Source organism: Flavisolibacter tropicus (assembly GCF_001644645.1).
In the GTDB taxonomy this organism is placed as follows: domain Bacteria; phylum Bacteroidota; class Bacteroidia; order Chitinophagales; family Chitinophagaceae; genus Flavisolibacter; species Flavisolibacter tropicus.
On sequence record NZ_CP011390.1, the window covers coordinates 1127967 to 1151628 of the forward strand.

A 23662-nucleotide genomic window follows, 5' to 3' on the forward strand; every position below is an offset into this window, starting at 1 on the left:
TTACATCGCCAGTCTTTGCTTCCATATCAAGAGAGATGAACAAGAGTGCTTAAAAAAATCAACAATCAGCCTATCATTTAGGCATCTTTGTTGTAAAGTTCAGCATTCATGAAAGTATTCAAATTTGGCGGGGCCTCTGTTAGCACCTTAGAACGCATTCAAAACCTACCTACTATTCTGGAACAATATAAAAGTGAAAAACTACTGATTGTTGTTTCAGCTATGGGAAAAACCACCAATGCACTGGAGAAAGTAGTAGAAGCATTTTTTGAAGGTAAGAAAGAAGAAGCCTTACAACTTTTTGAAAACCTGAAGCATCAGCATTCCCAACTAGCTGAACAACTACTAGGAAAACCGCTAGATCAATTAATAGACTTTTATACTGAAATAGAATGGTTATTACATGACAAACCTGTACGCGGATTTGATTACTACTACGACCAGGTAGTATGTGTAGGCGAATTGCTTTCTACGTGTATTGTTAGTCATTATTTAAACCATTCAGGTGTACATAACCAATGGGTTGATGTAAGAGATGTCTTACGCACAGATAATAATTTCAGAGATGCGAATATTGACTGGACTTTTAGTAAAAATAAAGTAAAGGATACCATTGAGCCTCTTTTACAAAAAAGTAGCATCGTACTAACACAAGGCTTCATTGGTGCCACAGATGAAAATGAGAGTACTACACTTGGCCGGGAAGGAAGTGATTATACAGCAGCCGTTTTTGCCAACCTACTAGATGCCGAATGCCAAACCATTTGGAAAGATGTACAAGGTGTAATGAATGCCGACCCCAAACTATATAGTAAAGCCCAATGGATACAGGAGTTGAATTACAATGAAATGATAGAAATGGCCTACTATGGTGCCCAGGTCATTCACCCCAAAACCATAAAACCACTTCAAAACAAAGGCATTCCCTTGTATGTAAAGTCATTTATTCATCCGAAGGAAGAAGGAACCTATATCCATAATGCTAGAATTGAAAACCTACCTCCTATTATTGTTTATAAAGAAAACCAGGCGTTGGTGCAGCTAAGCTCCCGCGACTTTTCGTTTGTGGGAGAAGGCTTAACGGCCAAGGTGTACAACATATTTGAAAGCCTCAAATTCAAACCCAACCTGACACAAAATGCTGCCATCAGTATGCTTTGTGTGGTAGATAATCAAAGCGATAAGGTGGAGAACTTTGCTTTGCGTACATCTGACTTCTTTGATGTACAAGTACAAAAAGACCTAACGCTATTGACTATCCGCCATTATAATGATACCATACTACAAGAACTTTGTGGAACCCGGTCAGTGTTACTAAAACAGCAAACACCTGAAACGATACAAGTACTGCTGGATAAGGTATAGAGCGCAAAGAATAATGAACATGGGAATAGGAATAAAGAAGGAAAAATTGGAAAGGTGAAATTTGAATTGAGAAATGAAGGAGAAAGAATTAGGGATTGGGAAATGAGAAAAGGGAAAAATCAAGGGAGAATGAATAATGAGTGATGAGTAATGAGAATTGAGCGGGAGGGTTTTGTATCTTTAAGCTCTTCTCATTAAGGGCATATTCCGTGCTTTTTATTACATTTTTTTATTATTTCATGCTGCTTGCAGGCTGGCTGCCCACACAGTGTACCGTGGCAAGGGGGCAGGTTAACCGGTTGAGGAAGGGAATTGATACGGAGTTAAGTAGGCTTCCATACGGAGTAACTAAGGAGTGGATACGGAGTAACCATGAAGGGACAGAGGAGTGGCCATGAAGGAACAGAGGAGTGGCCATGAAGGAAGTACCAAGGATTAATGAGATTTGGGGAAGGATTGACAGGATTAGAAAGAGTATGATTTTGATTTACTCCATAAAAAAGCACCCCTTAAGGAGTGCACTTAAATTATAAGAAAGTTTGAATTAATACCATGCCGTGCTAGAACTCCCCTTTAAGGACCAGGAGTATGAGAGGCCGGTTCAATCACAAAGCCTTGTTTGATTTTCTTCGCTACAGGTTTCTCCTGTAATATAGCAGGCTGCCAGGTAGGCATTTGTTCTAAAACAGTGATCAATTCATCGTCAAAGTCTTCGTTTACACCCTTTAAAACTTTAAAATTAGTAGGCGTACCATCAACATCAACAATAAACTCAACTTGCACGTAGGCTTTTTTGGTACCAGCTGGTAATGACTTTGACAAGGCATGTCCCATTTGAGCAAGGTATTTCAAAAAACCATCTCCACCGCCGCCAGTGAAATAAGGCCAAACATTCACCACATCTGCCACTTCTTTAATATCACGATTACGATGAGGAACAGGCACCTTTTTTACAGGTGGCGGAGGCGGTACTTTTTTAGACAAATTGGCAAACATATAATCACCCTGCGGGTTGATCATAATAACCGGCAATTGATGAGTAAGCTCAAAATGATCATACACGCTTTCCAATCGATCAGCAAATATTCTTAACTGACCGTCTGTTTTTGTTAACTGGGCCAGGTAATCAGCACTTTTTTTATTACTATAACGGATTGGGAAAATATGAACAGGAATAAAATCCTGACCAGAATTTTTAGCATGTGCCGCCAAAATGTATAATTCTTCAATCTGATCGTCCTTCACAGGAATGCAGCCCACTGTTACACAACTGCCATGAATATAGATATCTCCACCCGGACGGGCACTATCACTCAGTATGCGATCTGAAGCGTTGGGATAATTTAAACCCAGAGAAAGATGATAATTACTACGCGGATTCAATTCATTAATGTAGTAAAATCCTTCTGGCACCTGATAATCGCCTTCAATTCGCTTGGGGCCAAGTGAACCGGCTAATGCACAGATCTTATAGGTCTTAAAAAGCTTAAAAGGCTCCTTCTGGTCATTTTTTACCCATACCTCCAATTGGCCATCATACTTAAAAGAGCGGATATACATGTACTTGACCGGCCACTCTAAACCTTTCGATATGAACTGCTTATGCAGGGTATCTTCTTTTCGCCTCAAAGCATCTCCCGGACGTGGAAGTGTACGTTGGAAATTAATAAATGAATAATCCAATTGGGCTTCAGCACCAAACAGGGTCAATGTCAACAGGACGGTGAGCAAATACTTCATACGCTTAAAACAGTTCATACCGTACAGGAAAATTCGTCATTCAAATGCAAAGAAATTCTCAAAATGATTACAGGTTACCTCTGGCCTCTTGTTCGCGCTCTATGGCTTCAAACAAAGCTTTAAAGTTTCCTTTACCAAAGCTCTTAGCTCCTTTACGTTGAATAATCTCAAAAAACAAGGTTGGGCGGTCTTGTACCGGCTTAGAGAACAGTTGTAATAAATAACCTTCATTATCTCTATCAACCAATATACCCAGCTCTTTTAATGGTTCCAGATCTTCATCAATATGCCCTACTCTATCTAACAAATCGTCATAATAAGAAGTTGGCACTTTTAAAAAGTCTACTCCTCTACTCATTAAATCTCTTACGGTTTTAACAATGTCATTGGTAGCTAAAGCCACGTGTTGAACACCTTCACCATCCCAAAACTCCAGGTATTCCTCCACTTGCGATTTCTTCTTACCCTCTGCTGGCTCATTGATAGGAAACTTCACAAAACCATTGCCATTGCTCATTACCTTACTCATTAAGGCAGAATATTCAGTAGAAATATCCTCGTCATCAAAAGACAAGATATTTTTGAAGCCCATTACATCTTCATAAAACTTCACCCAAGGATTCATCTGGTTCCAACCTACATTACCTACGCAATGGTCTACATATAATAAGCCGGTATCTGTAGGTGCAAAATGAGGATTACTCCATGCCCTATAGCCAGGCATGAAGGCACCATTATAATTTTTACGCTCTACAAAAAGATGTACCGTATCGCCATATGTATGAATGCCGCTTAATACTACTTCACCATTAGTATCCTGAAGGCGGTGAGGCTCCATATAACTTTTACCACCACGCTTTGTTGTTTGCTCCCATGCATCTGTAGCATCGTCAACACGCAGTGCTAATATTTTCACTCCATCGCCATGTTTGTAAATATGATCGGCGATATCATTATTAGCACGGATAGGAGTAGTTAATACAAATGTCAATTTGTTCTGACGTACCACATAGCTGGCGCGATCTTTCATACCTGTTTCAGGACCAGCATAAGCAATGGCCTGAAAACCAAAAGCACTCATATAATAATGTGCGGCCTGTTTGGCATTGCCTACATAAAATTCAACATAATCAGTTCCTTGTAATGGCAAAAAGTCGGCAGCGGTTTGCGCTTGCTGCTTCTCAGCTGTAGCAGTTGACATATTCGTTTTTTAAATTTATTTTCTTAAATACACCATGGGAAGGCTTATGTCTCGCAATCGTTTAATCAACCTTCCAATGGAGCAACAAATTTAGAAAGAATGCCTCAAACATTGGTTTAAGGTTTAATGTTTCATGCTTAAAGACTAAAGAGAGTCCACAAGGGGAAACAAATGCATTTTACAATATCAACTTTAAACTTACTCCCAACCCTAAAAGACATTAACTTTAAAAGCACAAACAGCTTTATGGAAAGCGAAAAAATAATCTACGAAGCCGGTCCGTCCCAGATCTTAAACCTTTCCTCTTATTTAATTGGTATTGTTTTAAGCGCAGCTATAATTACAGCAGCTATCCTGACTGAAAACAACTTTGTATTGCTTTTACTCTTACTACCTGTTGTTTACTTACTTTTAAAATGGTTAACCATTCGGTCTATAAAACTAACCTTGACCGACCAGCGCATTATTGTTTCAAAAGGTGTATTTAATAAAGTAACCAATGAAACAGAGCTTTACCGGGTACGAGATACCTCCGTAGAGGAGCCGTTCTTTTTTAGGATATTCGGTTTAGGAACCATAATAGTTTATACAACCGATGAGGCTACCGCTACACACCGTTTTGTAGCCTATCAACAACCTCACTGGGTTAAAGACCAGATCCGTAATTATGCTGAAGTTTGCCGCCAACGAAAACGCTGGGGCAATGATAATGTGCTGCTGCATGACCATTTAGGCTAATAGCCGAATGGATAGGTTTCCGGCATTTTTTCGCTATGGGGCTGCAAGTGCAGCGGATGCAAAGCCTGCGTTTCATCTAAATAAATAAAGGCATCATACCGTTGTGACATTACAGAAGGCACATAGTTGCCATAGCGCTCATGGGCAGGATTATATACTACACCAATAGCCCTATGGTTAATAGCCTCGGAATATTGCTTTCCTACTTCTGGTTCATTAAACAATAAATAACGATTGGCTGTACTTTGCCGATGCAATGTATGCTCAACACTTCCCTCCCTTGCCTTGGGTACATCTAACTCTTGCATAGGCGCTCCCCATTCATCGCCCGCTATAACAGAACCTTGATAAGAGCCAAAGCCCACCAGATATACCTTATTTATACCATATTGCTCACGGGCCAATTGGCCAATATTGATCATCCCTGCACGCTTCATACTGGTTGCCCGGGCATCACCAATATGAGTATTATGCTCCCAAACAATTCCTTTAGCATTATCTCCATGAAACCTCATTAACCGATCGAGCGTTTCCATCATATGGGTATCCCTTACATTCCAACTCTCATTATCAAACGACATCATGCTACGATAATACTTTTCAGCGTTAACAGCAATCAAAGCATTCTGTTCTGTATTAAATCCGGCCTCTGGGTCGCCATCTAGAAAAACAGCTTTGCTGCGAACTTCCTTTAAAAGCGCCAGTACTTTGTCGCGGCAACTCAGTTCAGTTAACGAAACCCTGGCATAGGCATGCTCATTATCTTCATAGGGTTCAAAACACCTAATAGCCTTTTTAGCTACCTGTGCAGCTTGCGGATCTTCTTTTTCCAGGTAAAGCACCATTTCTCGCATACTATCCCAAAGACTATAGACATCTAGTCCATAAAAGCCCACTTTTTGGTTTTGGGGTAAATGCTGATTATATTCTCTTAGCCATTCGGCTAGTGCGGCTATCTCCCAATTAGCCCACATCCAGGTGGGCCAGCGATCAAAAGCGCCAAGCACCTCTCTTATATTATTGCCGCCATCTTTATAGCCCTTTACAAATCGATTGATCTTGTAACAATCGGGCCAATCGCCTTCTACAGCTATAAAACGAAAACCTTCTTCTTGAATCAACCGTTTTGAGATAGCCGTTCGCCAGGTATAATATTCATGAGTTCCATGGGATGCTTCGCCCAGCATTACAACAGGTCGGTCTTCTATATCATTTATAAGTAGAGTTAAATCCTGCGCTGTGTTTAAAGGATACATGTGCTGATTTTGTTTTGTCAGCACAACTCTTACGCCAGAAGGTTTATTGGAAGAAAAGTAATTGTATTTTCCTATTTCTTATTTAAAGTAAAGAAGTAACCAAGGTGGATACCTATTAAAGAAACTGGCTCATTACCCCATATTCCAGCTTTGTATTTGCTTGTAACATGTGCACTTTGATACCGCACACCTACATCCACTTTATTGAATTGGTAACCTGCCCCTGCCACCCAATAAAAGGCTCCAACGGATGAGCGTATCCAATCTCCTCCTTCATCAATCTTTCCACCCAGCTCACCATATCCAGCTTGTGGTTCTATATAAAAATGATTGAAGTAATGCTTATAACCTACCAGTACAGGAATTAATCGAACTTGTGTCTTTTGGCTACCAATGAAAATAGTATTTTCAAAAACCAACCTAGGTTCTATCTTGTATATAGATACACCTGTTTGAAATGTTACTTGTCCACTTTTACTAATTCCATAAGCACCCTTTATAAAACCACCCAAACCCATATTGCCATTTTTGGGAAAGCCTGCTTCTGCAATTATACCCAATTGGTTAATTTTTCGTTGAGCAAAAAGCTGATTTGGTTTTGAAACTAAAAAGACAGCTATACAAGTAGCCATTAGAAAGATTCTCATTTAGTTAGTCTTTGGTTATTTTAAGTATAGATATCAGGTTCCTTATTTAAACAATAGTTGAAAATACAACTGCCAATACTAATTACTGCTATTGGTTCTCCTTTTTACTATTATTAATTAGAATCGAAGTCTAAAAATCCGAAATCGGTTAAACTCCAAACAGTCATTATCTTCGCCTCATGCTAAAAGTCGGTATCCTCGGTGGAGGTCAATTAGGCAGAATGTTGTTACAGGCAGCTGCAAACTATCAGGTAGAAACCTTTGTTTTAGAAAATGATGCGGCCTGTCCAGCCTCCCATTTGTGTCACCATTTTACAAAAGGTGATATCCGTGACTTTGAAGCCGTGTATCAATTTGGCAAAAACCTGGATGCCATTACTATCGAAATTGAAAACGTAAATATTGAGGCATTAGAAAAGTTGGAACAGGAAGGTGTTAAGGTTTACCCTAAACCGACTGTTCTTAGAACAATTAAAAATAAGATTCTTCAAAAGGCCTACTATAAGGAACATGGCATTCCAACCGCTGAATACATTATTACAGAAAATTTAGCTGATACCCGTCAACATCATAGCTTTTTACCTGCAGTTCATAAAATAGGAGAAGGCGGATATGATGGCCGAGGCGTACAATTACTAGATACAGCTGAAGACCTCGAAAAGGCTTTTGATGCTCCAAGTGTATTGGAGAAAAAGATCAAAATACAGAAAGAAATAGCGCTAATGGTTGCTGTTGACAACAATGGCAAAACGGTCCTTTACCCACCTGTGGAAATGGTCTTTAACCCTAACCTGAATTTATTAGATTACCAGCTCTGCCCTGCTGAAATATCAAAAGAAACACTTTGGAAAGTTGAAGCCATCACCGTTTCTGTAGTCCGCAACTTTAAATCACCAGGACTTTTTGCAGTAGAATTGCTAGTAGATCAACGTGGGGATGTTTTTGTAAATGAAACAGCTCCTCGTGTGCACAATAGCGGGCATCATACTATTGAAGCACATTTCAGCTCTCAATTTGACATGCTCTGGCGAATTATTTTGGGGCATCCCTTAGGCAATACAAAAGCCATACTCCCTTCCATCATGGTAAATCTGGTTGGAAACGAAGGATTTTCGGGTCCTGTTAAATATGATGGTTTAAATGAAGCCTTGTCTATTGAAAATGCATTTATCCACTTATATGGTAAGCTGGAAACAAAACCTGGTCGCAAAATGGGGCATATTACTATCATGAGTGCTGAAAAACAAGACCTGATACACAAGGCGAACAAGATTAAACAGTCACTTTCGGTAATATCCTAACTCATCCTTGATATTAACCGCTCATCAGCCGTTTAAGGTTAATTAAAGTTAATGGCACGGCTCTAAGAGTATTTTAAGACCGTTTTGTTTTAATTAGAACCTACTTTTGACGTTCTAACACCAATTGAGACACAAGTGAAACGTTCTTATTTATTTTACTCGTTAGCATTAGTCTGTTCCCTATCCATTTTGGCCACTTCTTGCGATAGTAAGCGCAAAAAAGATGCGGCTGCACAGCAGAAAACGGGACCTCGCCCGCCTGCTAAAGTTGATGGTTATATAGTGCATACCGAAACGGTAAGTGACGCCATTGATGTTCCAGGAACCATCGTAGCTGGAGAATCAACCGATATTCATCCAGAGGTTGCAGGCAGAATTATTTCGCTAAATGTAAGGGAGGGTGCCTTTGTAAGTAAAGGTGCTGTTTTAGCCAAATTATACGATGCCGACCTGCAAGCGCAACGACGCAAGCTGGAAGTGCAGCTAAAGATGGCCCAACAAACAGAAGACCGATACAATCAGTTACAAAAAATTGGTGGGATAAGTAAACAAGACTACGATGTTACTTCTTTGCAGGTTAGTAACATTCGTGCTGACCTTGCAATTATCAATACAGAAATAGAAAAAACTGTTATTCGTGCTCCTTTCAGTGGTAAACTAGGCTTAAAAGCAACTAGCATTGGAGCGTATATAACGCCTCAAAGCATTATTACTTCTATTCAAAAAACAAGCGGTCTACGTGTTGACTTCAATGTCCCGGAAAAATATACTGGCGTGGTTAAAAACGGCAAATATGTAAATTTTACGGTAGATGGAAGCACCCGAAACTATACAGCTGTTGTAATGGCTACAGAGTCAGGCATAGCAGAAGCCACCAGAAGTCTTACCATTCGTGCGCAAGTTAAAGGCGAAGAAGCAGGGCTTGTACCAGGAGGATTTGCAAAAGTGCATGTAGCCTTTGATCCGGATCCTAATGCTTTAATGATACCAACTCAGGCGATTATACCCCAAGCTCGCGGTAAGAAAGTATACGTATATCGTGACGGCAAAGTTGATTTTGTAGATGTAGAAACAGGTATTCGGGACTCTTCCAATGTCCAAATTACCAGCGGGTTAACGAAAGGTGACACTATTATTGTTACAGGATTACTTAGCCTGAAACCAGATTCAAAAGTTACCATCCGCAAAGTAGTTAATGGCACAACTTCACAGCCTGATACTAGTGCGGTAACACAAAAAGCTGCGCTATAATAAAATTGAGCAGCTTCGTTGAAGTAGAAACCATATTAATTAAATCCCCTCTCTTTTGAGAGATATAGGATTGAGTTATGAATTTATCAGAAATCAGTTTAAAGCGGCCGGTTTTAGCCATAGTGTTGAACATTATCATTGTAGTGTTTGGCGTTATAGGCTTTAAGTTTTTAGGTGTAAGAGACTATCCGGCTATTGACCCACCAAATATCAACGTACGAACTTCTTATGGCGGTGCGAACCCAGATATCATTGAAACCCAAATTACAGAACCACTGGAAAAGGCCATCAATGGTATTGCAGGCATTAAAAACATTACATCCAGTAGTAATGCCGGTTCAAGTAATATCAACGTAGAGTTTGATTTGGGTGTAGACCTTGAGGCAGCGGCAAACGATGTAAGGGATAAAGTATCCCAAGCATCACGTTCTCTGCCCTCAGACTTGGAAGCTCCTCCAGTAGTATCAAAAGCCGATGCCAGCTCCGACCCTATCCTCTCCATGACCGTGCAGAGCAATACACGCAACCAATTGGAGATATCAGAGTGGGCCAACAACGTTTTGGTTGAGCGTCTACAAACCATACCCGGGGTTAGTGCTATTCAGATTTGGGGAGAGAAACGCTATGCTATGCGCATTTGGTTTGATCCAGAGAAGCTGACGGCTTATGCGCTTACCCCTGGCGACGTACAGCAAGCCTTATTAAGAGAGAACGTGGAACTACCATCTGGCAAAATTTCTGGTAATGCTACTGAGCTTACTGTGCGCACATTTGGCCGTTTGAACACAGAGGATGAGTTCAACAATATTATAATTAAAAATGTCAACGGTTCAGACATACGTGTAAAAGATATTGGCGAAGCTGTTTTAGGACCAGAAAACGAAGAGTCTCAATTAAGAGAAAGTGGTATCCCAATGATTGCATTAGCAATCATACCACAACCTGGCTCCAACTATGTATCCATCTCTAATGAGTTTTATAAGCGATACGAGCAGCTTAAAAAAGAAATGCCACAGGACATTACAATGAACATTGCTCTTGATCAGACTAAGTTCATTAAGCGCTCTATATCGGAAGTAGAAGAAACGTTGATGATCTCAATTGGGCTCGTTGTATTGATCATCTTTTTGTTTTTCCGCGACTGGCTGATTGCTATCCGTCCGTTGATAGATATTCCTGTTTCGCTGATAGGGGCCTTCTTTATCATGTACCTCTGTGGGTTTACTATTAACGTATTATCGCTACTGGCCATTGTTTTAGCAACAGGACTGGTTGTGGATGATGGTATAGTTGTAACCGAGAACATCTATAAAAAGATGGAACAGGGGATGAACAAGTGGAAAGCAGCTAAGGAAGGTTCAAAAGAAATCTACTTTGCTGTAATTGCCACGTCGATCACGTTGGCTGTAGTATTCTTACCAATCATCTTCTTACAGGGCTTTGTGGGACGCTTATTCCGTGAGTTTGGTATAGTGGTGGCTGGTGCGGTATTAATTTCAGCGTTTGTATCATTGACTTTGACGCCAGTACTGAACGTAAAAATGAGTAAGAAGGATGTACACAAGCATTCCTGGTTCTATATTAAAACAGAACCTTTCTTCCTGGGGATGGAAAATGGATACAAGAGGCTGCTTACGAGCTTTATGAAAGTGCGGAGATTGGCATGGCTCATTGTTATTATATGCGGCGGCTTAATAGCATACATAGGGCAACAGCTTCCTTCTGAATTGGCTCCAATGGAAGACAGAAGTCAATTCCGTCTTCAGGTTACAGCACCCGAAGGAACGGCTTACGACTACATGGATCGCTATATCGATAGATTAACCACTTTCATGTTGGATTCTGTGCCGGAAAAACAAACGGTACTATCTATTACAGCGCCGGGGTTTGCTAGTGGCGCCACTAACTCAGGGATGGTGAGGGTAACCTTAAAAGATCCAATGGAAAGAGAGCGTTCCCAGAAAGAAATCGTAGAAATGGTAAACCGTAACCTTCCAAAATTTAATGAAGGAAGGGCTTTTGCCATTGAAGAACAAACGATCTCAGTGAACCGAAGAGGTGGACAACCGGTTCAGTTCGTAATTCAGAATAACGATTTTAATAAATTAACCCAGATACTACCTCGCTTTTTGGAAGAAGCTAACAAAAGCTCAGTTCTACAGGGTGTCGATGCTGATTTAAAATTCAATAAGCCAGAACTTAGAATTAATGTAGACCGTTTAAAAGCTAGTGAACTAGGCGTTAGTGTTGAAGATGTTTCACAAACCTTACAGTTGGCTTTGAGTAACCGTCGCTTGGGGTACTTTACCAAAGAAGGTAAACAATACCAGGTTATGGGCCAGGTAGCTCGTAAAGACCGTGATGATCCAACTGACTTAAAAGCATTATATGTAAGAAATAGAGATGGTCAAATGATTAGTTTAGACAACTTAGTTTCATTTGAAGAGGCCACTACACCATCTACCATTTACCATTTTAACCGTTTCAAATCAGCTACTATCTCTTCAGGTTTGGCGCCAGGCAAAACTGTTGGCGATGGTATTAATGAAATGGAAGCAATAGCAAAAAAGCTTTTGGATGAATCATTTTCAACGCAGTTAACAGGCACAGCCAGAGACTATAAAGAAAGTGGCAGCAATACCAACTTTGCGTTGTTCTTAGCCTTGGGATTAATCTTCTTGATCTTGGCAGCACAGTTTGAAAGCTTTATCGATCCATTGATAATTATGGTAACAGTACCATTGGCGATAGCGGGTGCCCTACTCTCCCTTTGGATCTTTGGACATTCGTTAAACATCTTCTCACAGATCGGTATGATCATGCTAATAGGTCTGGTAACAAAAAACGGTATCCTTATCGTTGAGTTTGCCAACCAGAACCGCTTGCAAGGCATGGGCAAAATGGAAGCTGCTATTTATGCCTCAAGTCAGCGCTTACGACCTATCCTAATGACCAGCTTAGCCATGGCATTGGGCGCCTTACCTATCGCACTTTCATTGGGTGCTGCGGCTACCAGCCGTATACCATTAGGAATTGTGATTGTAGGTGGTATCGTATTCTCATTGGTCTTAACACTATTTGTTATACCTGCTATGTACTCATTCCTATCTTCTAAAAAGAAGAAAAATGAGTTGGAAGTCATGGAAGAACAAGAACTACTAGAACAACAAAATGCAGCTTCGGTTGCACATACTAAAGCAAGTATTGAAAACTAGAAAACTTGCAGGCTTAAATTTAATTCGAACATGAAACTTAAATATAGTGTTTTTGGCTTGGGGCTTATGTTGGTGTCTGTATTGACACAAGCGCAAACCCGCCTATTAACATTGGAAGAAGCCGTAGCTACTTCTTTAAAGAATAATTACGATATCCAATTATCCAGGAATGATTCCACACTGGCTGCCCTTAACAACTCCTATGCGAACTATGCATTCTTGCCTCGCTTAAATGCAGGAGGTGCCTATATTCACAACGCCACTAACCAGCGTCAAGAACTGGCCAGTGGAGCTAAAAGAGGTGGCGACGTTAAATCCAATAACCTACAAGCGTCGTTAAACTTAGACTGGACGTTGTTTGATGGATTTAAAATGTTTATCACTAAAAAACGTTTAGGGGAATTAGTTGAGTTAGGCGAAATTCAGATCAAAGCCCAGGTAGTAACAACAGTTGCTGATGTTATGCGTGTCTATTATGACATTGTACGCCAGGAACAGCTTCAACGGGCTATGGACGAACAAATGCAACTAAGTGAAGAGCGCTTAAAGATTGCCCAGTATAAATTTGATATTGGAACAGGAGCAAAACCAGACGTTCTTCAGGCTCAAATTGATATGAATGCACAACGTTCAGCACTGCTAACACAACAATCGAATATTGGTAACCTGAAAGAGCAATTGAATAACTTGTTGGCGCAGCCTTTGAACACGCAGTTTTCAGTGGCAGACACTACAATTGCTTTCAATACACACCTTACACTTGATTCCGTTCAAACGGGTTTGACAGCATCTAACCCTGATTTACTTTTGGCTAAACAGAACTTAGTTTTAGCAGACCTCACGCTTCAACAACGTCGTGCTGAGCGCTTCCCTACTATTGAGTTTAATTCAGCATACAATTTCAACCGCACACGTAACCAAACAGTGGTAAATGAAATTACGCAGCCTTTATTAAATCAGAATAAAGGATTAAACTATGGAGTTACGGCTACTATTCCATTGTTTAATGGATTGGAAAACAGACGACTTACCAAGGCCGCCCAACTTGACATTGACTATCAGCGCCTTCAATACGATCGTAATTTGGCGCAACTTAATACGAACATAGTTACCAGCTATCGCAATTATGACCTCTATAAGCGCACATTGGCTTTAGAAGAAGAAAATATTAAACTAGTACGTGAAAACCTATTCATAGCCAGAGAACGCTACCGCTTAGGCATCTCTACATTCATAGAAATGCGTGAAGCGCAGATTAACTTGGCTGAAGCAACCAACCGGTTAATTCAGGCACGCTTTAATACTAAAGTTTCAGAAATAGAGTTAATGCGTCTAAAAGGAGATATAATTAAATAAGACACATTAAAACTTGCGCTAAACGGCCATCTCCAATCGATTGGAGATGGCCGTTTTCTTTTTGAGAAAAGTTGCTACATATCATTTTAAGATTTCTTACGAACTTCGCAGCTTGCATTAATTGCTCAAAACGTTTTTAATAGATGAACAACAAACAAGAATCTCCCTTGGTAGGCATAATTATGGGTAGCGATAGTGACCTTCCGGTAATGAAAGCAGCTGCTGATATCTTACAATTCTTTGAAGTTCCTTTTGAACTAACTGTAGTATCAGCACACAGAACGCCACAGCGTATGCTGGAATATGCTGAATCAGCTGCCAGTAGAGGTCTTAAGCTAATTATAGCAGGTGCTGGTGGAGCAGCACATTTACCAGGTATGGTAGCAGCCATTACACCATTACCAGTAATTGGCGTACCTATTAAATCCTCAAATTCTATTGATGGTTGGGACTCAATCCTATCAATCCTTCAAATGCCCAATGGAGTGCCTGTTGCTACTGTTGCCCTCAACGCAGCTAAAAATGCCGGAATATTAGCCGCTAAAATTTTAGGCACTTCTGATGAAAATCTGCGCCAAAAGATCGTAACCTACATGGAGAACTTAAAAAAAGAGGTAAATGAAAAAGTGGAGCATTTACAGCATAGCGGCTACCCTAACCGCTTTGATGTTAAATAACGCTAAGGCACAGTCTGTAACATTACTAAAAACTGAATACTTAGAAAATTACCCATCCGCATCAGGCATTGAATATAACAATGGTAAGCTCTATATCATGGGTGATGATGCCACCCAGTTACTGGTTTTAACCACAGATTATAAACCTATTGATAGCGTAACCATTTTCCAGCAAAGCGGTAAGCGTATTCATTACTCAATCAAGCCAGACCTAGAGTCGCTGACTTTTTGCAAGTACAAAGGGGAAAAATACCTGGTGGCTACCGCATCTTTTTCATCTGAAAAAAGAAACACATTATATGCATTTCCTGAAAATAATCTAAGCCGCTATAAAACAATTTCTACAATAATTCCAATTCACTACCTAAAGAAAATCGGCATTAGTGAACCCAATATAGAAGGATCGGCTGTAATCAATAAACAGGTGGTGATAAGCAATCGTGCCAACTTTAATAATCGCACGAACTATTTGGTCTCAATTCCTATTAAAAAGCGCTCATTAAAAAAGTATACGCATTGGAAAAAATCTGCAGTAGCTTTTCAAAATTTAGTGAATACTGTTGGCATTTCTGGACTAGAATACTCGCATGAAAACGATCTGCTCTTCTTTACAGCATCTACAGAAATTACCAAAAGTGCTACTGAAGACGGTGCTATTGGTGAAAGTTATTTAGGGTATTTCAACAACTACTCAAACAAAACATGCAAGGCATCAATTGCTCCCGACAAATTAATAAACTTATCAAAGGAGCTTAAAATTGGTAATCAAAAGATAGAAGGTGTTTGCATAGAAAGCCATGAAGGAAATACATACTTCCTTCATTTAGTTGCCGATAATGATGATGGCCGAAGTACGCTCTATAAAGTAAAACTAACGCTTTAATTATTTTCCGTTAAGACAGTAAATTCTTGCTCTAAACCTAAAGAATGCTCATATAAAGCTTCGATAAATTCATGCCCCCAACGGGAGTAGTAGTAGCCTATATTATCAACACGCTCTTGTAGGCTGTTTTTAGGAAAGAGTTTGTTTTTAATAGTCTCAATCTTTAGTTTTTGTTCATTGAATTTCCGTTTTTCTGCACGTAACATTTTCTTCTCTAATTCTTGCAACCGATGCAACGCTTGTTTTTTTATGGCAGCCACATGTTGAGCCAACGTAGGGTCAATATTTTGTGCTTGATCATATATAGAATCATATAAAGCACTCGCGCTTTCCAGCTTACCATTTAATGCAAGATCATGCACTGAATGCTGTTTTACAAGAGAGTTTAAGATAACTTCATTCGGCTGAAAGATAGTTTCAAGTGTGAGGCCTAATTTTTCTATCTTTTGCTGCCAAGACTTCTCTAGTACCAAAAAGGAATTCCTTAAAACCAGTACAGGAAAAGGTACATTAAAGTGTTTAAAAAGATCTTTCAATTGCAGCCAATAAGCAATCTCTCCACCACCACCTATAAATGCAATATTTGGCAATATCGATTCCTGGTATAAACCACGTAAAATAACATTGGGACTAAACCGTTCTGGATGTACGCTTAATTCTTCTTTTAATTCAGATGCTGTAAAGACTATGTCTGTATTATGAACAATGAATTTATCACCACTGCTTTCAATTCGCTCACGAATAGAATTTTGCAGATAAAATAAATTTATATCACGGGCGTGTGCCTGTTCATTGTAATGTTCACTTAATTTCCCTCCTGTATTACTTACAATTTGAGATGGTGCATGCAGAAACAGATCATCTTCAAATACCTGTTTCATACTTATTTTCAACAAAGGTTGGTCTGCAATCAATACGATTAATCCATATGAAGAAAACAAGCTATGCACCAGCTTTAATGTCGCCTGTTGTATAGTGTTACCTTCTTTAAAACAGTTTCTAAGCGTATCTATCCATTCTTTACCGTAAGGATAAATGGAAAGCTGCCCTTCCAGCGTTGCCAATAATGACAAAAGGCTGTTGTCAACCAGCATTCGCCCTACAGCCCCCGTTTGAGAGGTAGCCCACTCATATTTTTTTCCTTCAACAGTAAAGTGATTCAATTCCGCCAAATCCGCATCTTCAGATCCCATATAATAAACAGGAACAAAGTCATATTCAGGCAATTGCTTTTTCAGTTCGCCTGCCAGCTTTATTGCATGAAGAATTTTATAGATAAAATAGAGTGGACCAGTAAACAAGTTAGGCTGATGGGCAGTACAGACAGTGAACGTAGTTTCCTTAGCCAACAATGTTATATTACTGTTTACCTTTTCGTCAACGACTAGCTCTTTATATTGTTCATTTAATGTAGCAACCAAAAGAGGTCGATCTATGGACTGCTTTTGTTTTCTAGCGATGAGCTCCTTTATGCCATCAATAGTTGGATGCTCCTCATAAAATGGAGATAATGTAGCAGCTCCTTCCAAGTAATCTAAAACAATTTTAGTAAAAGCTCCAGTCTGTTGGTATGGAATACGTTGCGCAGAAAACATGGGTTAAAAATACTCACATCTTGTCAATGTGTAACAATTGACGCTTATGTTAACTGATTATTTACAGACTAACATATGATTGAATTAGGCTGGTCAGTTTGCTTCAAAAGGTATATACTTTGAAATAGCTCAAACTTCAAGGATTCAATTTTTCTAAATTTATTGTGTTTAAAGGATTTCATTTAACCTTCAGATTAGTAGTATTCGGTTACACAAACAATAAGAAAACGAATCAATTTATACTAATTACTATTCCTATTATATTTGCTTTTAGTCATAATTATCCGCCATGCCCATAATCCTTTATGTAGACGACGACATAGACGATTTGAACTTTATGAAAGAAGCTTTTAAGGAAATTGATCCTTCTGTTAGTGTTACAGAGGTTAACAATGGCGTAGAAGCGTTAAAACATTTAGAAGCATTGAAATCTAGTCCGGCTTCGTTTCCATCTTTAATTATAATGGATATAAATATGCCTTTAATGGATGGACGTATGACTATCAAGCGTATCAAGGAAGATGCCCTTTTACGCCCTATTCCTATTGTGGCTTTTACAACCTCTAATAATCCAATGGACCGCTTAGTTTGTGGTCAGATGGGCGTAAAATGTGTACTCAAACCAAACAGCGCTGCGGAACTGAAACAAATAGCCAAAGGCTTTTTACTGAACTACGTTTATTCTTAAATAGCAAACGCCTATTAAATATTTACTCTGATCGCCATTATTCATTGGTCATCTCCTTTGCCATCCTACCTAGTTGTTTTAATCCTGTTTCTAACTCCCTACTCCATTTTAAGCCATAGCTTAACCGGATACAATTAGAGTATTGATTTTGAAGGGTAAACATAGGACCAGGAGCTATACTTATTCGTTGGCGATGGGCTTTCTCATAAAGTCTTATAGCATCTATTTTTTTGTTCAACTCTAACCACAATACAAAACCACCTTGGGGTTTTGTTACCCGAGTATCTTCTGGGAAATACTCTCCTATGGCCCGTAGGAACTGTAAACTATTGGTATGAAGAATACCTCGCAGTCGGCGTAAGTGGTTCTCGTAACGCCCATTTTCTAAGAAATCTGCTACTACCTGTTGTGTAAGAGTACTTGCTGATCCGCTATGTAACAAACTTAACCGTTTCACTTGTTCAGTATACTTTCCCGCTGCCACCCAACCTACTCTATACCCTGGGGCAAGTGTTTTTGAAACAGAACTACACCATAGAACATTGCCCTCTTCATCAAACGATTTACAAGATAAAGGACGACTATTACCAAAATAAGTGTCGGCATAGAGATCGTCTTCTAGTAGAGGAATTTCATGTTTAGACAACAAAGACACAACTTCCTTTTTTTGTTCATCGGGCATACAACTGCCCAAGGGATTATTGAAATTGCTTACCAGCAAACAAGCCTTTATTTGTGGCATCACTTTTTTTAAAGCCTCAATTTCAATTCCTGTCTTAGAATTAGTAGAAAGCTCCACTATATTTAACCCAAGACTTTTCGCCAATTGTAATATCCCAAAATAGACAGGACTTTCAACAGCAATGGAGTCACCACATTTTGTTACAGCCATAAGGCTAAGAGCCAACGCATTTCGGCATCCGGCTGTTATAACGATGTCTTCTTCACGGAGTTTGCCTCCCCATGTAAAAGACCAGCGAGCAATCTGCCGTCGCAAGTCTAAATTTCCTTGCGCAAGTTCATAACCCGTACCACTATACGGCAAATTGCGCATAGCATGCAGTACAGCCTTATTGAGTTTGGCGATAGGCAACAATTCATCTGATGGAACGCTCAATGAAAATTGAGTCAGCTTGTTATCACACAAACTATCATTTACCCTCAATACTAAATCGTCAATATAATTATTTGACGTTTCAGAAGTTGGGTGGCTAGTAAACGGACTTTCCAAAGATTTATGAGACAGCTGGGAAACATAATATCCCGACTTAGGACGAGATTCAATTAGCCCTTTCCGCTCCAATTCAAAATAGGCTTGTGTAGCAGTACTCATACTTACTCCTTGCTCTCGGCACACAGTTCTGATAGATGGCAGCTTATCTCCCACCCTTAATACCTCTTTGAATATTTGAAATTCAATACCAGCAGCAATGCGTTGATATAATAATTCGTCTTGCATAAACCCTAATCTGTACCGGTCAAAGGTATCAAAACTGTATCTGTACTTGTATTATTATGACTCAGAACTTTGCTTCATAATCAACATTCACTCACCATGATCATTTTAAATAGTTCATTAGCCGATGTGAACACCATCTTTAACTTGTACAACCAAGCCACAGAGCACCAGAAAAAGGTATTTACAAAAAATTGGGTAGGCTTTGAAAAGAGCTTAATAGAAGCCGAAATCCTGGAAAATCACCAATGGAAAATTATAGTTGATGGTCAAATTGCGTGTGTTTTCGCCACTACTTTCAATGATCCTCTTATATGGGAAGAAAAAGACTTAGAGCCCTCTATTTATATTCACCGCATAGCTACAGCCACCGCCTTTAGAGGGAATGGCTTTGTAAAACACATTGCCAACTGGGCAGTGCAATATGCTAAAACAGTAAATAGATCATTTGTAAGGCTTGACACATGGGGTGGCAACATTAAACTGAATCAATATTATATGGACTGTGGCTTTACCTACCTGGGCACTAGAAGCTTAAAAGATAGCAGCCGTTTACCTGCACACTACAAAGAAGGCGAACTGTATAGCTTATTTGAAATCCCGGTTTAATAAAAAAGGCTAAGGTAGAAACCTCAGCCCGCTTTAAAATCCAATATCCTATGAAAAACCATATATACCTCTACAATTAAGATGCCATTTGATTTATAGGCTCTAGCGAAGGCGATTCTCTATTTCTAGAGATTAACTGAGTAAATGACTATCGAAAGCAGGCAAACAATTCCCCATTTTGCCTTTAATGACCCTATAGAACTCAATTAGAGCTATCACTCAACGCAAATTTCTATTATAGAGTGAAATAAAATAAATGTATTTGAAGGGCTCAAATCGCTCACTCAGGGCACTACAAAAAGATTCAAACTACATGAATTTTAATATTGGGAACATGATGTTGCAATTTGTTTCACCATCATGGAATTCGTAATGCTCTATAATTCCTCCCTCTCTTTTAAATATGTATTTTGCAATCAATTCCCTTTCCCCTAACCATTATACATACCTATGCTGTATGTAACTGCCTTTCAAATAGCCGACAGTATTGATATTAAGGGTTTCAAAGCAGCCTTCAAGGCTGAATTACATTACAGCGACTCTGATGAGCTATTTTATATCCCAGACAATGGTCAATACATCTATGTCTTTAAATATGGCGTTGTTTGTTTTTTGAATTATGATGCAATAGAGATCACCGGCTTCCTACAAATCATTAACCCTTACTGCAAGAACTATTTAGGAGAAAGTTTAAATGAAGAATTCTTAGTTAAAACCGGGGCTAGAGAGACGCGGATCGGCTACAACAGAATCGAAATTGAAGAACCAGCTATCGATGTGTTACGCCTTATAATGCTCAATGTTTCTCAATCGGTAGCTTTAGACTATTATTCCGAACTTACAACTAAGCTGTTGGAGGATACCAATTTCCACACCCTGATCCTAGAGCAAAAGGGCCGCCTTAATATTTCTGGCCGCAACCTAAAACGCTATATTGGCAAGACACTAAATTTAAAGAATCGCATTATCGAGAACCTTTACATTTTCGATTCTCCACCTGAAACCTGGGAAGATGAAAAACTAAATAAGATTGACATTGATTTGAAACGCACATTTGACTTACAAGAACGTACACGCAACATTTCAGAAGGACTAGGCATTGTAAAAGAAAACCTGGACCTATTCAAAGATCTACTACAATACCGCCATAGCAGCGTTCTAGAATGGATAATAATAGCACTGATCTTTGTGGAAGTTGTTAACCTCTTTATAGAAAAACTATTCCAATAGTCAGAAATACTATTTTGCTATTTCAATCTTTATTTTCTTCCCTTTTACTTTTTCATTTTTAATCAATTGCAAGGTATGACTAGCCTGGTTTCTTCTTACTGCTACAAATGAGAAAAAATCCTTTACTTCAATTAACCCAACATCTTCTTTCTTTAGCTTTCCCTTATTTGTCAGGAAGCCTACTATATCTATTTTATTGACTTTATCTTTTTTACCAGCACCCACAAAAAGAGTCACCCACTTTGACTTCTCCGGCACGGCATTTTTTTCCGGAACAGTTAACTCCTCAACTGGTACTGATATGTAAGGCGGAATTGCCTCTTCGCTATTTAAGATTAAAATAGCCGTTCCACTGGCATCCATGCGAGCCGTACGTCCATTTCGATGAGTAAAAATGTCTTCGGTTGCAGGTAAATGATAATGAATAATGTATCGGATATTGGTAATATCCAAACCTCTGGCCGCTAAATCAGTTGTTACTAAGAATTGAATACTTCCATTACGGAATTTTGCCAATGCTACTTCACGATCACGTTGCTCCATAGCACCATGATAAAAAGTGCTTGTTATTCCTTTTTCGCTTAATAGCTTATGCACTCTTTCCACCGACTCCCGGTGATTGCAGAAAATAATAGTTGAACGACTCCCGATGAAGCATAGCAGCTGGAACAAGGTGTCAATCTTATCCTTATCGTCAGAAACAATGTACTGAACAGATAAGGCTGCTTTAGGTGTTGCATCTGCAGGCAAAAAATCCAATTGTTCAAGTGTAGCTGCCCTACAAAATCAGGTACTTCTACCGCCTGGGTAGCAGAAGTCAATATGCGCCTTTTAATATTTTTAAACGCAGAAATAACAGTGGCTACTTCCTCCTGGAAACCGAGCTCAAGCGATTTATCAAATTCATCTAATACAACAGTTTCTATTGAATCGACAGTAATATTGCCACGACGAATATGATCAGCCAATCGGCCTGGCGTACCAATAATTACGGCGGGTGGTTGTATTAGATTATTTTCTTCAATTTCTCTTTTATGGCCTCCATAACAGCAAGTTACTTTTAGCCCTGTACCCATGGTACGGAACACCTGTTCTATTTGCAAGGCCAACTCACGAGACGGTACAATCACTATTGCCTGCGTATTCTTGTTATGGCCATCAATATGCTGTAATACGGGTAGTAAAAAGGCCAATGTCTTTCCCGAACCTGTAGCAGAAAGGATCATTACATTGTCATGTTTTTTAGTGGCTTCAATTGAAGCCTCCTGCATTTCATTTAAGTTTTCAATATTTAAGTTGGAAAGTATGGTCTCTATTGAGTAGTGCCGCTTATGCATATCGGCAAAAGTACGAGGTATCGACTGTTACTTTGTGATATTCAGTCAACTATTGCATTCATCGCTTAAATTTAACACAAGTAACCGTTCATGCCTTGAAAGCTTGATACTACATTGCTTTCCAATCGTTCTTACTTACAACATCCAGCTTTTCAAAAGCATTAAGTTTATTCAAATCTAAAATAGTGGTTGCATTATCAGCTGACTCATGGTACATGGGCTTAAACTTTGCACCCCATATAACTTCATTATAGGTATATGACGTACGCTGCGTTACCTGGTTGGAAAAAATGGAATCAAAGCCCGTCATTTGCACCATCACCTCCAGGTCCGTCTGTTTTATTTCTTCTTCCGTTAAATTTAATAAGGGGCTCTCACCATCTATTGGGTGTACAACTGTCCAGTTCATATTAAACATATCAATGCGAGAACGCTCAAGTGCCAATTGAAAGAATTGATATTCTGGCCTATCATCATTGGGTAAAAGCAAAGAAATGGTAACATTAACCCGTGCTTCAGTAAGGTGGTGATTGCCTTTGTAAGGCACCATGCGGAACATAAATGCCCAACCATCTTTAAATGGACTTATCAATGCATTTTCGCTAAACGACACAAAAGCTCTAGGCCTGGAAAATCGCCCATACAACAAGCCGGTTACTAAAGCAAAGAACAACCATCCACAAAACGCTTCTATTGATGCCACAATATCAGCTCCATCACTTACCGGATTAATTCGTCCGTACCCTACCGTGGTAAAGGTTTGTGAGCTAAAATAAAACAGCTCTCGAATACGCCCCCAGCTTGTTTTTGAAAGTAACCCCTGCAGCTGGTCCTCGCCAATGAGGAAATAAACACATGTAAACAAACTATTTACTATTAAATAAAATGCAAGGATTAAACCCAGAAACCTCAACCAGGACAGCTCTAATAAATAGGAATAAACACTTGTTCGATTCAACCAGGGAATTCCTCTTTTATGCAAATTGAATGTGCCGTCCTTATTAAGAAAGCGTCCTCCGATATTGCTGGCCTGTGCTCCAAATCCCGTATCTGGATTCTTTTTTGAAAAAGGGTTGATTTTAAAAGAAGGCATGTTGCAGTGTTTTGCAACCACAAG

At 39.4% G+C, this 23662-nt stretch carries 20 protein-coding genes; 11 read left to right on the top strand and 9 right to left on the bottom strand.

What is annotated here, in order from left to right:
• The first annotated feature begins 108 nt into the window (after positions 1-108).
• Complete coding sequence (locus SY85_RS04605) at positions 109-1365, top strand: aspartate kinase (RefSeq protein ID WP_066402015.1); 1257 nt, start codon at positions 109-111, stop codon at positions 1363-1365.
• 573 nt (positions 1366-1938) lie between these two features.
• Here SY85_RS04605 and SY85_RS04610 read toward each other — a convergent pair.
• Both SY85_RS04610 and hppD read right to left on the bottom strand, forming a co-directional pair.
• Positions 1939-3105: an energy transducer TonB gene (locus SY85_RS04610; protein ID WP_066402016.1), complete on the bottom strand. Its 1167-nt coding sequence runs from the start codon at positions 3103-3105 to the stop codon at positions 1939-1941.
• Positions 3106-3172: 67 nt separating this feature from the next.
• Complete coding sequence (gene hppD / locus SY85_RS04615; RefSeq protein WP_066402017.1) at positions 3173-4306, bottom strand: 4-hydroxyphenylpyruvate dioxygenase; 1134 nt, start codon at positions 4304-4306, stop codon at positions 3173-3175.
• Positions 4307-4552: 246 nt separating this feature from the next.
• Here hppD and SY85_RS04620 point away from each other — a divergent pair, with 246 nt between their 5' ends.
• Positions 4553-5044, top strand: a complete 492-nt coding sequence (locus SY85_RS04620; protein ID WP_066402018.1) for a PH domain-containing protein — start codon at positions 4553-4555, stop codon at positions 5042-5044.
• Here the strand turns inward: SY85_RS04620 and SY85_RS04625 are convergent.
• Together SY85_RS04625 and SY85_RS04630 are read right to left on the bottom strand one after the other, a co-directional pair.
• Positions 5041-6300 (bottom strand): erythromycin esterase family protein, encoded by a 1260-nt coding sequence (locus tag SY85_RS04625; protein WP_066402019.1) that lies wholly within the window; start codon positions 6298-6300, stop codon positions 5041-5043. The two genes, SY85_RS04620 and SY85_RS04625, sit on opposite strands and share 4 nt — an antisense overlap.
• 71 nt (positions 6301-6371) lie before the next feature.
• On the bottom strand, positions 6372-6947 hold the full coding sequence (locus SY85_RS04630; RefSeq protein ID WP_148661116.1) for a hypothetical protein: 576 nt from the start codon (positions 6945-6947) through the stop codon (positions 6372-6374).
• A gap of 179 nt (positions 6948-7126) precedes the next feature.
• Here SY85_RS04630 and SY85_RS04635 point away from each other — a divergent pair, with 179 nt between their 5' ends.
• From SY85_RS04635 to SY85_RS04660, 6 genes are all read left to right on the top strand, one after another.
• The gene (locus SY85_RS04635) at positions 7127-8248 is read left to right on the top strand and encodes a 5-(carboxyamino)imidazole ribonucleotide synthase (protein WP_066402021.1); all 1122 of its coding nucleotides are present in this window, start codon (positions 7127-7129) and stop codon (positions 8246-8248) included.
• 135 nt (positions 8249-8383) lie between these two features.
• A complete protein-coding gene (locus SY85_RS04640; RefSeq protein ID WP_066402022.1) occupies positions 8384-9499 on the top strand; it encodes an efflux RND transporter periplasmic adaptor subunit in 1116 nt (371 codons plus the stop codon).
• A gap of 77 nt (positions 9500-9576) precedes the next feature.
• A complete protein-coding gene (locus SY85_RS04645; RefSeq protein WP_066402023.1) occupies positions 9577-12714 on the top strand; it encodes an efflux RND transporter permease subunit in 3138 nt (1045 codons plus the stop codon).
• Between the two features lie 30 nt (positions 12715-12744).
• Entirely contained in the window at positions 12745-14070 is a 1326-nt protein-coding gene (locus tag SY85_RS04650; RefSeq protein ID WP_066402024.1) for a TolC family protein, read from the top strand.
• Between the two features lie 143 nt (positions 14071-14213).
• Positions 14214-14747, top strand: coding sequence for a 5-(carboxyamino)imidazole ribonucleotide mutase (purE, locus tag SY85_RS04655; RefSeq protein ID WP_066402025.1), 534 nt, complete (start codon positions 14214-14216; stop codon positions 14745-14747).
• Positions 14689-15630, top strand: coding sequence for a DUF6929 family protein (locus SY85_RS04660; protein ID WP_148661117.1), 942 nt, complete (start codon positions 14689-14691; stop codon positions 15628-15630). The genes purE and SY85_RS04660 overlap by 59 nt, the downstream gene beginning before the upstream one ends.
• Here SY85_RS04660 and bshC read toward each other — a convergent pair.
• Positions 15627-17225 carry a bacillithiol biosynthesis cysteine-adding enzyme BshC gene (gene bshC, locus SY85_RS04665; protein WP_066402027.1) on the bottom strand — a complete coding sequence of 533 codons (1599 nt, stop codon included), beginning with the start codon at positions 17223-17225 and terminating at the stop codon, positions 15627-15629. The two genes, SY85_RS04660 and bshC, sit on opposite strands and share 4 nt — an antisense overlap.
• A 289-nt stretch (positions 17226-17514) precedes the next feature.
• Here bshC and SY85_RS04670 point away from each other — a divergent pair, with 289 nt between their 5' ends.
• Entirely contained in the window at positions 17515-17913 is a 399-nt protein-coding gene (locus tag SY85_RS04670) for a response regulator (RefSeq protein ID WP_066402028.1), read from the top strand.
• Between the two features lie 37 nt (positions 17914-17950).
• Here the strand turns inward: SY85_RS04670 and SY85_RS04675 are convergent, their stop codons facing one another.
• A complete protein-coding gene (locus SY85_RS04675) occupies positions 17951-19372 on the bottom strand; it encodes an aminotransferase-like domain-containing protein (protein WP_066402029.1) in 1422 nt (473 codons plus the stop codon).
• Positions 19373-19468: 96 nt separating this feature from the next.
• Between SY85_RS04675 and SY85_RS04680 the strand changes: the two genes are divergently transcribed.
• Both SY85_RS04680 and SY85_RS04685 read left to right on the top strand, forming a co-directional pair.
• Positions 19469-19978 carry a GNAT family N-acetyltransferase gene (locus tag SY85_RS04680; protein ID WP_066402030.1) on the top strand — a complete coding sequence of 170 codons (510 nt, stop codon included), beginning with the start codon at positions 19469-19471 and terminating at the stop codon, positions 19976-19978.
• A gap of 450 nt (positions 19979-20428) precedes the next feature.
• The gene (locus SY85_RS04685; RefSeq protein WP_066402031.1) at positions 20429-21208 is read left to right on the top strand and encodes an RMD1 family protein; all 780 of its coding nucleotides are present in this window, start codon (positions 20429-20431) and stop codon (positions 21206-21208) included.
• 9 nt (positions 21209-21217) lie between these two features.
• Here the strand turns inward: SY85_RS04685 and SY85_RS25880 are convergent, their stop codons facing one another.
• The 3 genes from SY85_RS25880 to SY85_RS04695 all read right to left on the bottom strand — a co-directional run bounded on the left by SY85_RS25880 (position 21218) and on the right by SY85_RS04695 (position 23638).
• On the bottom strand, positions 21218-21880 hold the full coding sequence (locus SY85_RS25880) for a helicase-related protein (protein ID WP_226999007.1): 663 nt from the start codon (positions 21878-21880) through the stop codon (positions 21218-21220).
• Complete coding sequence (locus SY85_RS25885; protein ID WP_226999008.1) at positions 21790-22545, bottom strand: DEAD/DEAH box helicase; 756 nt, start codon at positions 22543-22545, stop codon at positions 21790-21792. Before SY85_RS25885 ends, SY85_RS25880 begins: the two co-directional genes overlap by 91 nt.
• 109 nt (positions 22546-22654) lie before the next feature.
• Positions 22655-23638, bottom strand: coding sequence for an ion channel (locus SY85_RS04695; RefSeq protein ID WP_066402032.1), 984 nt, complete (start codon positions 23636-23638; stop codon positions 22655-22657).
• Positions 23639-23662 lie beyond the last annotated feature (24 nt).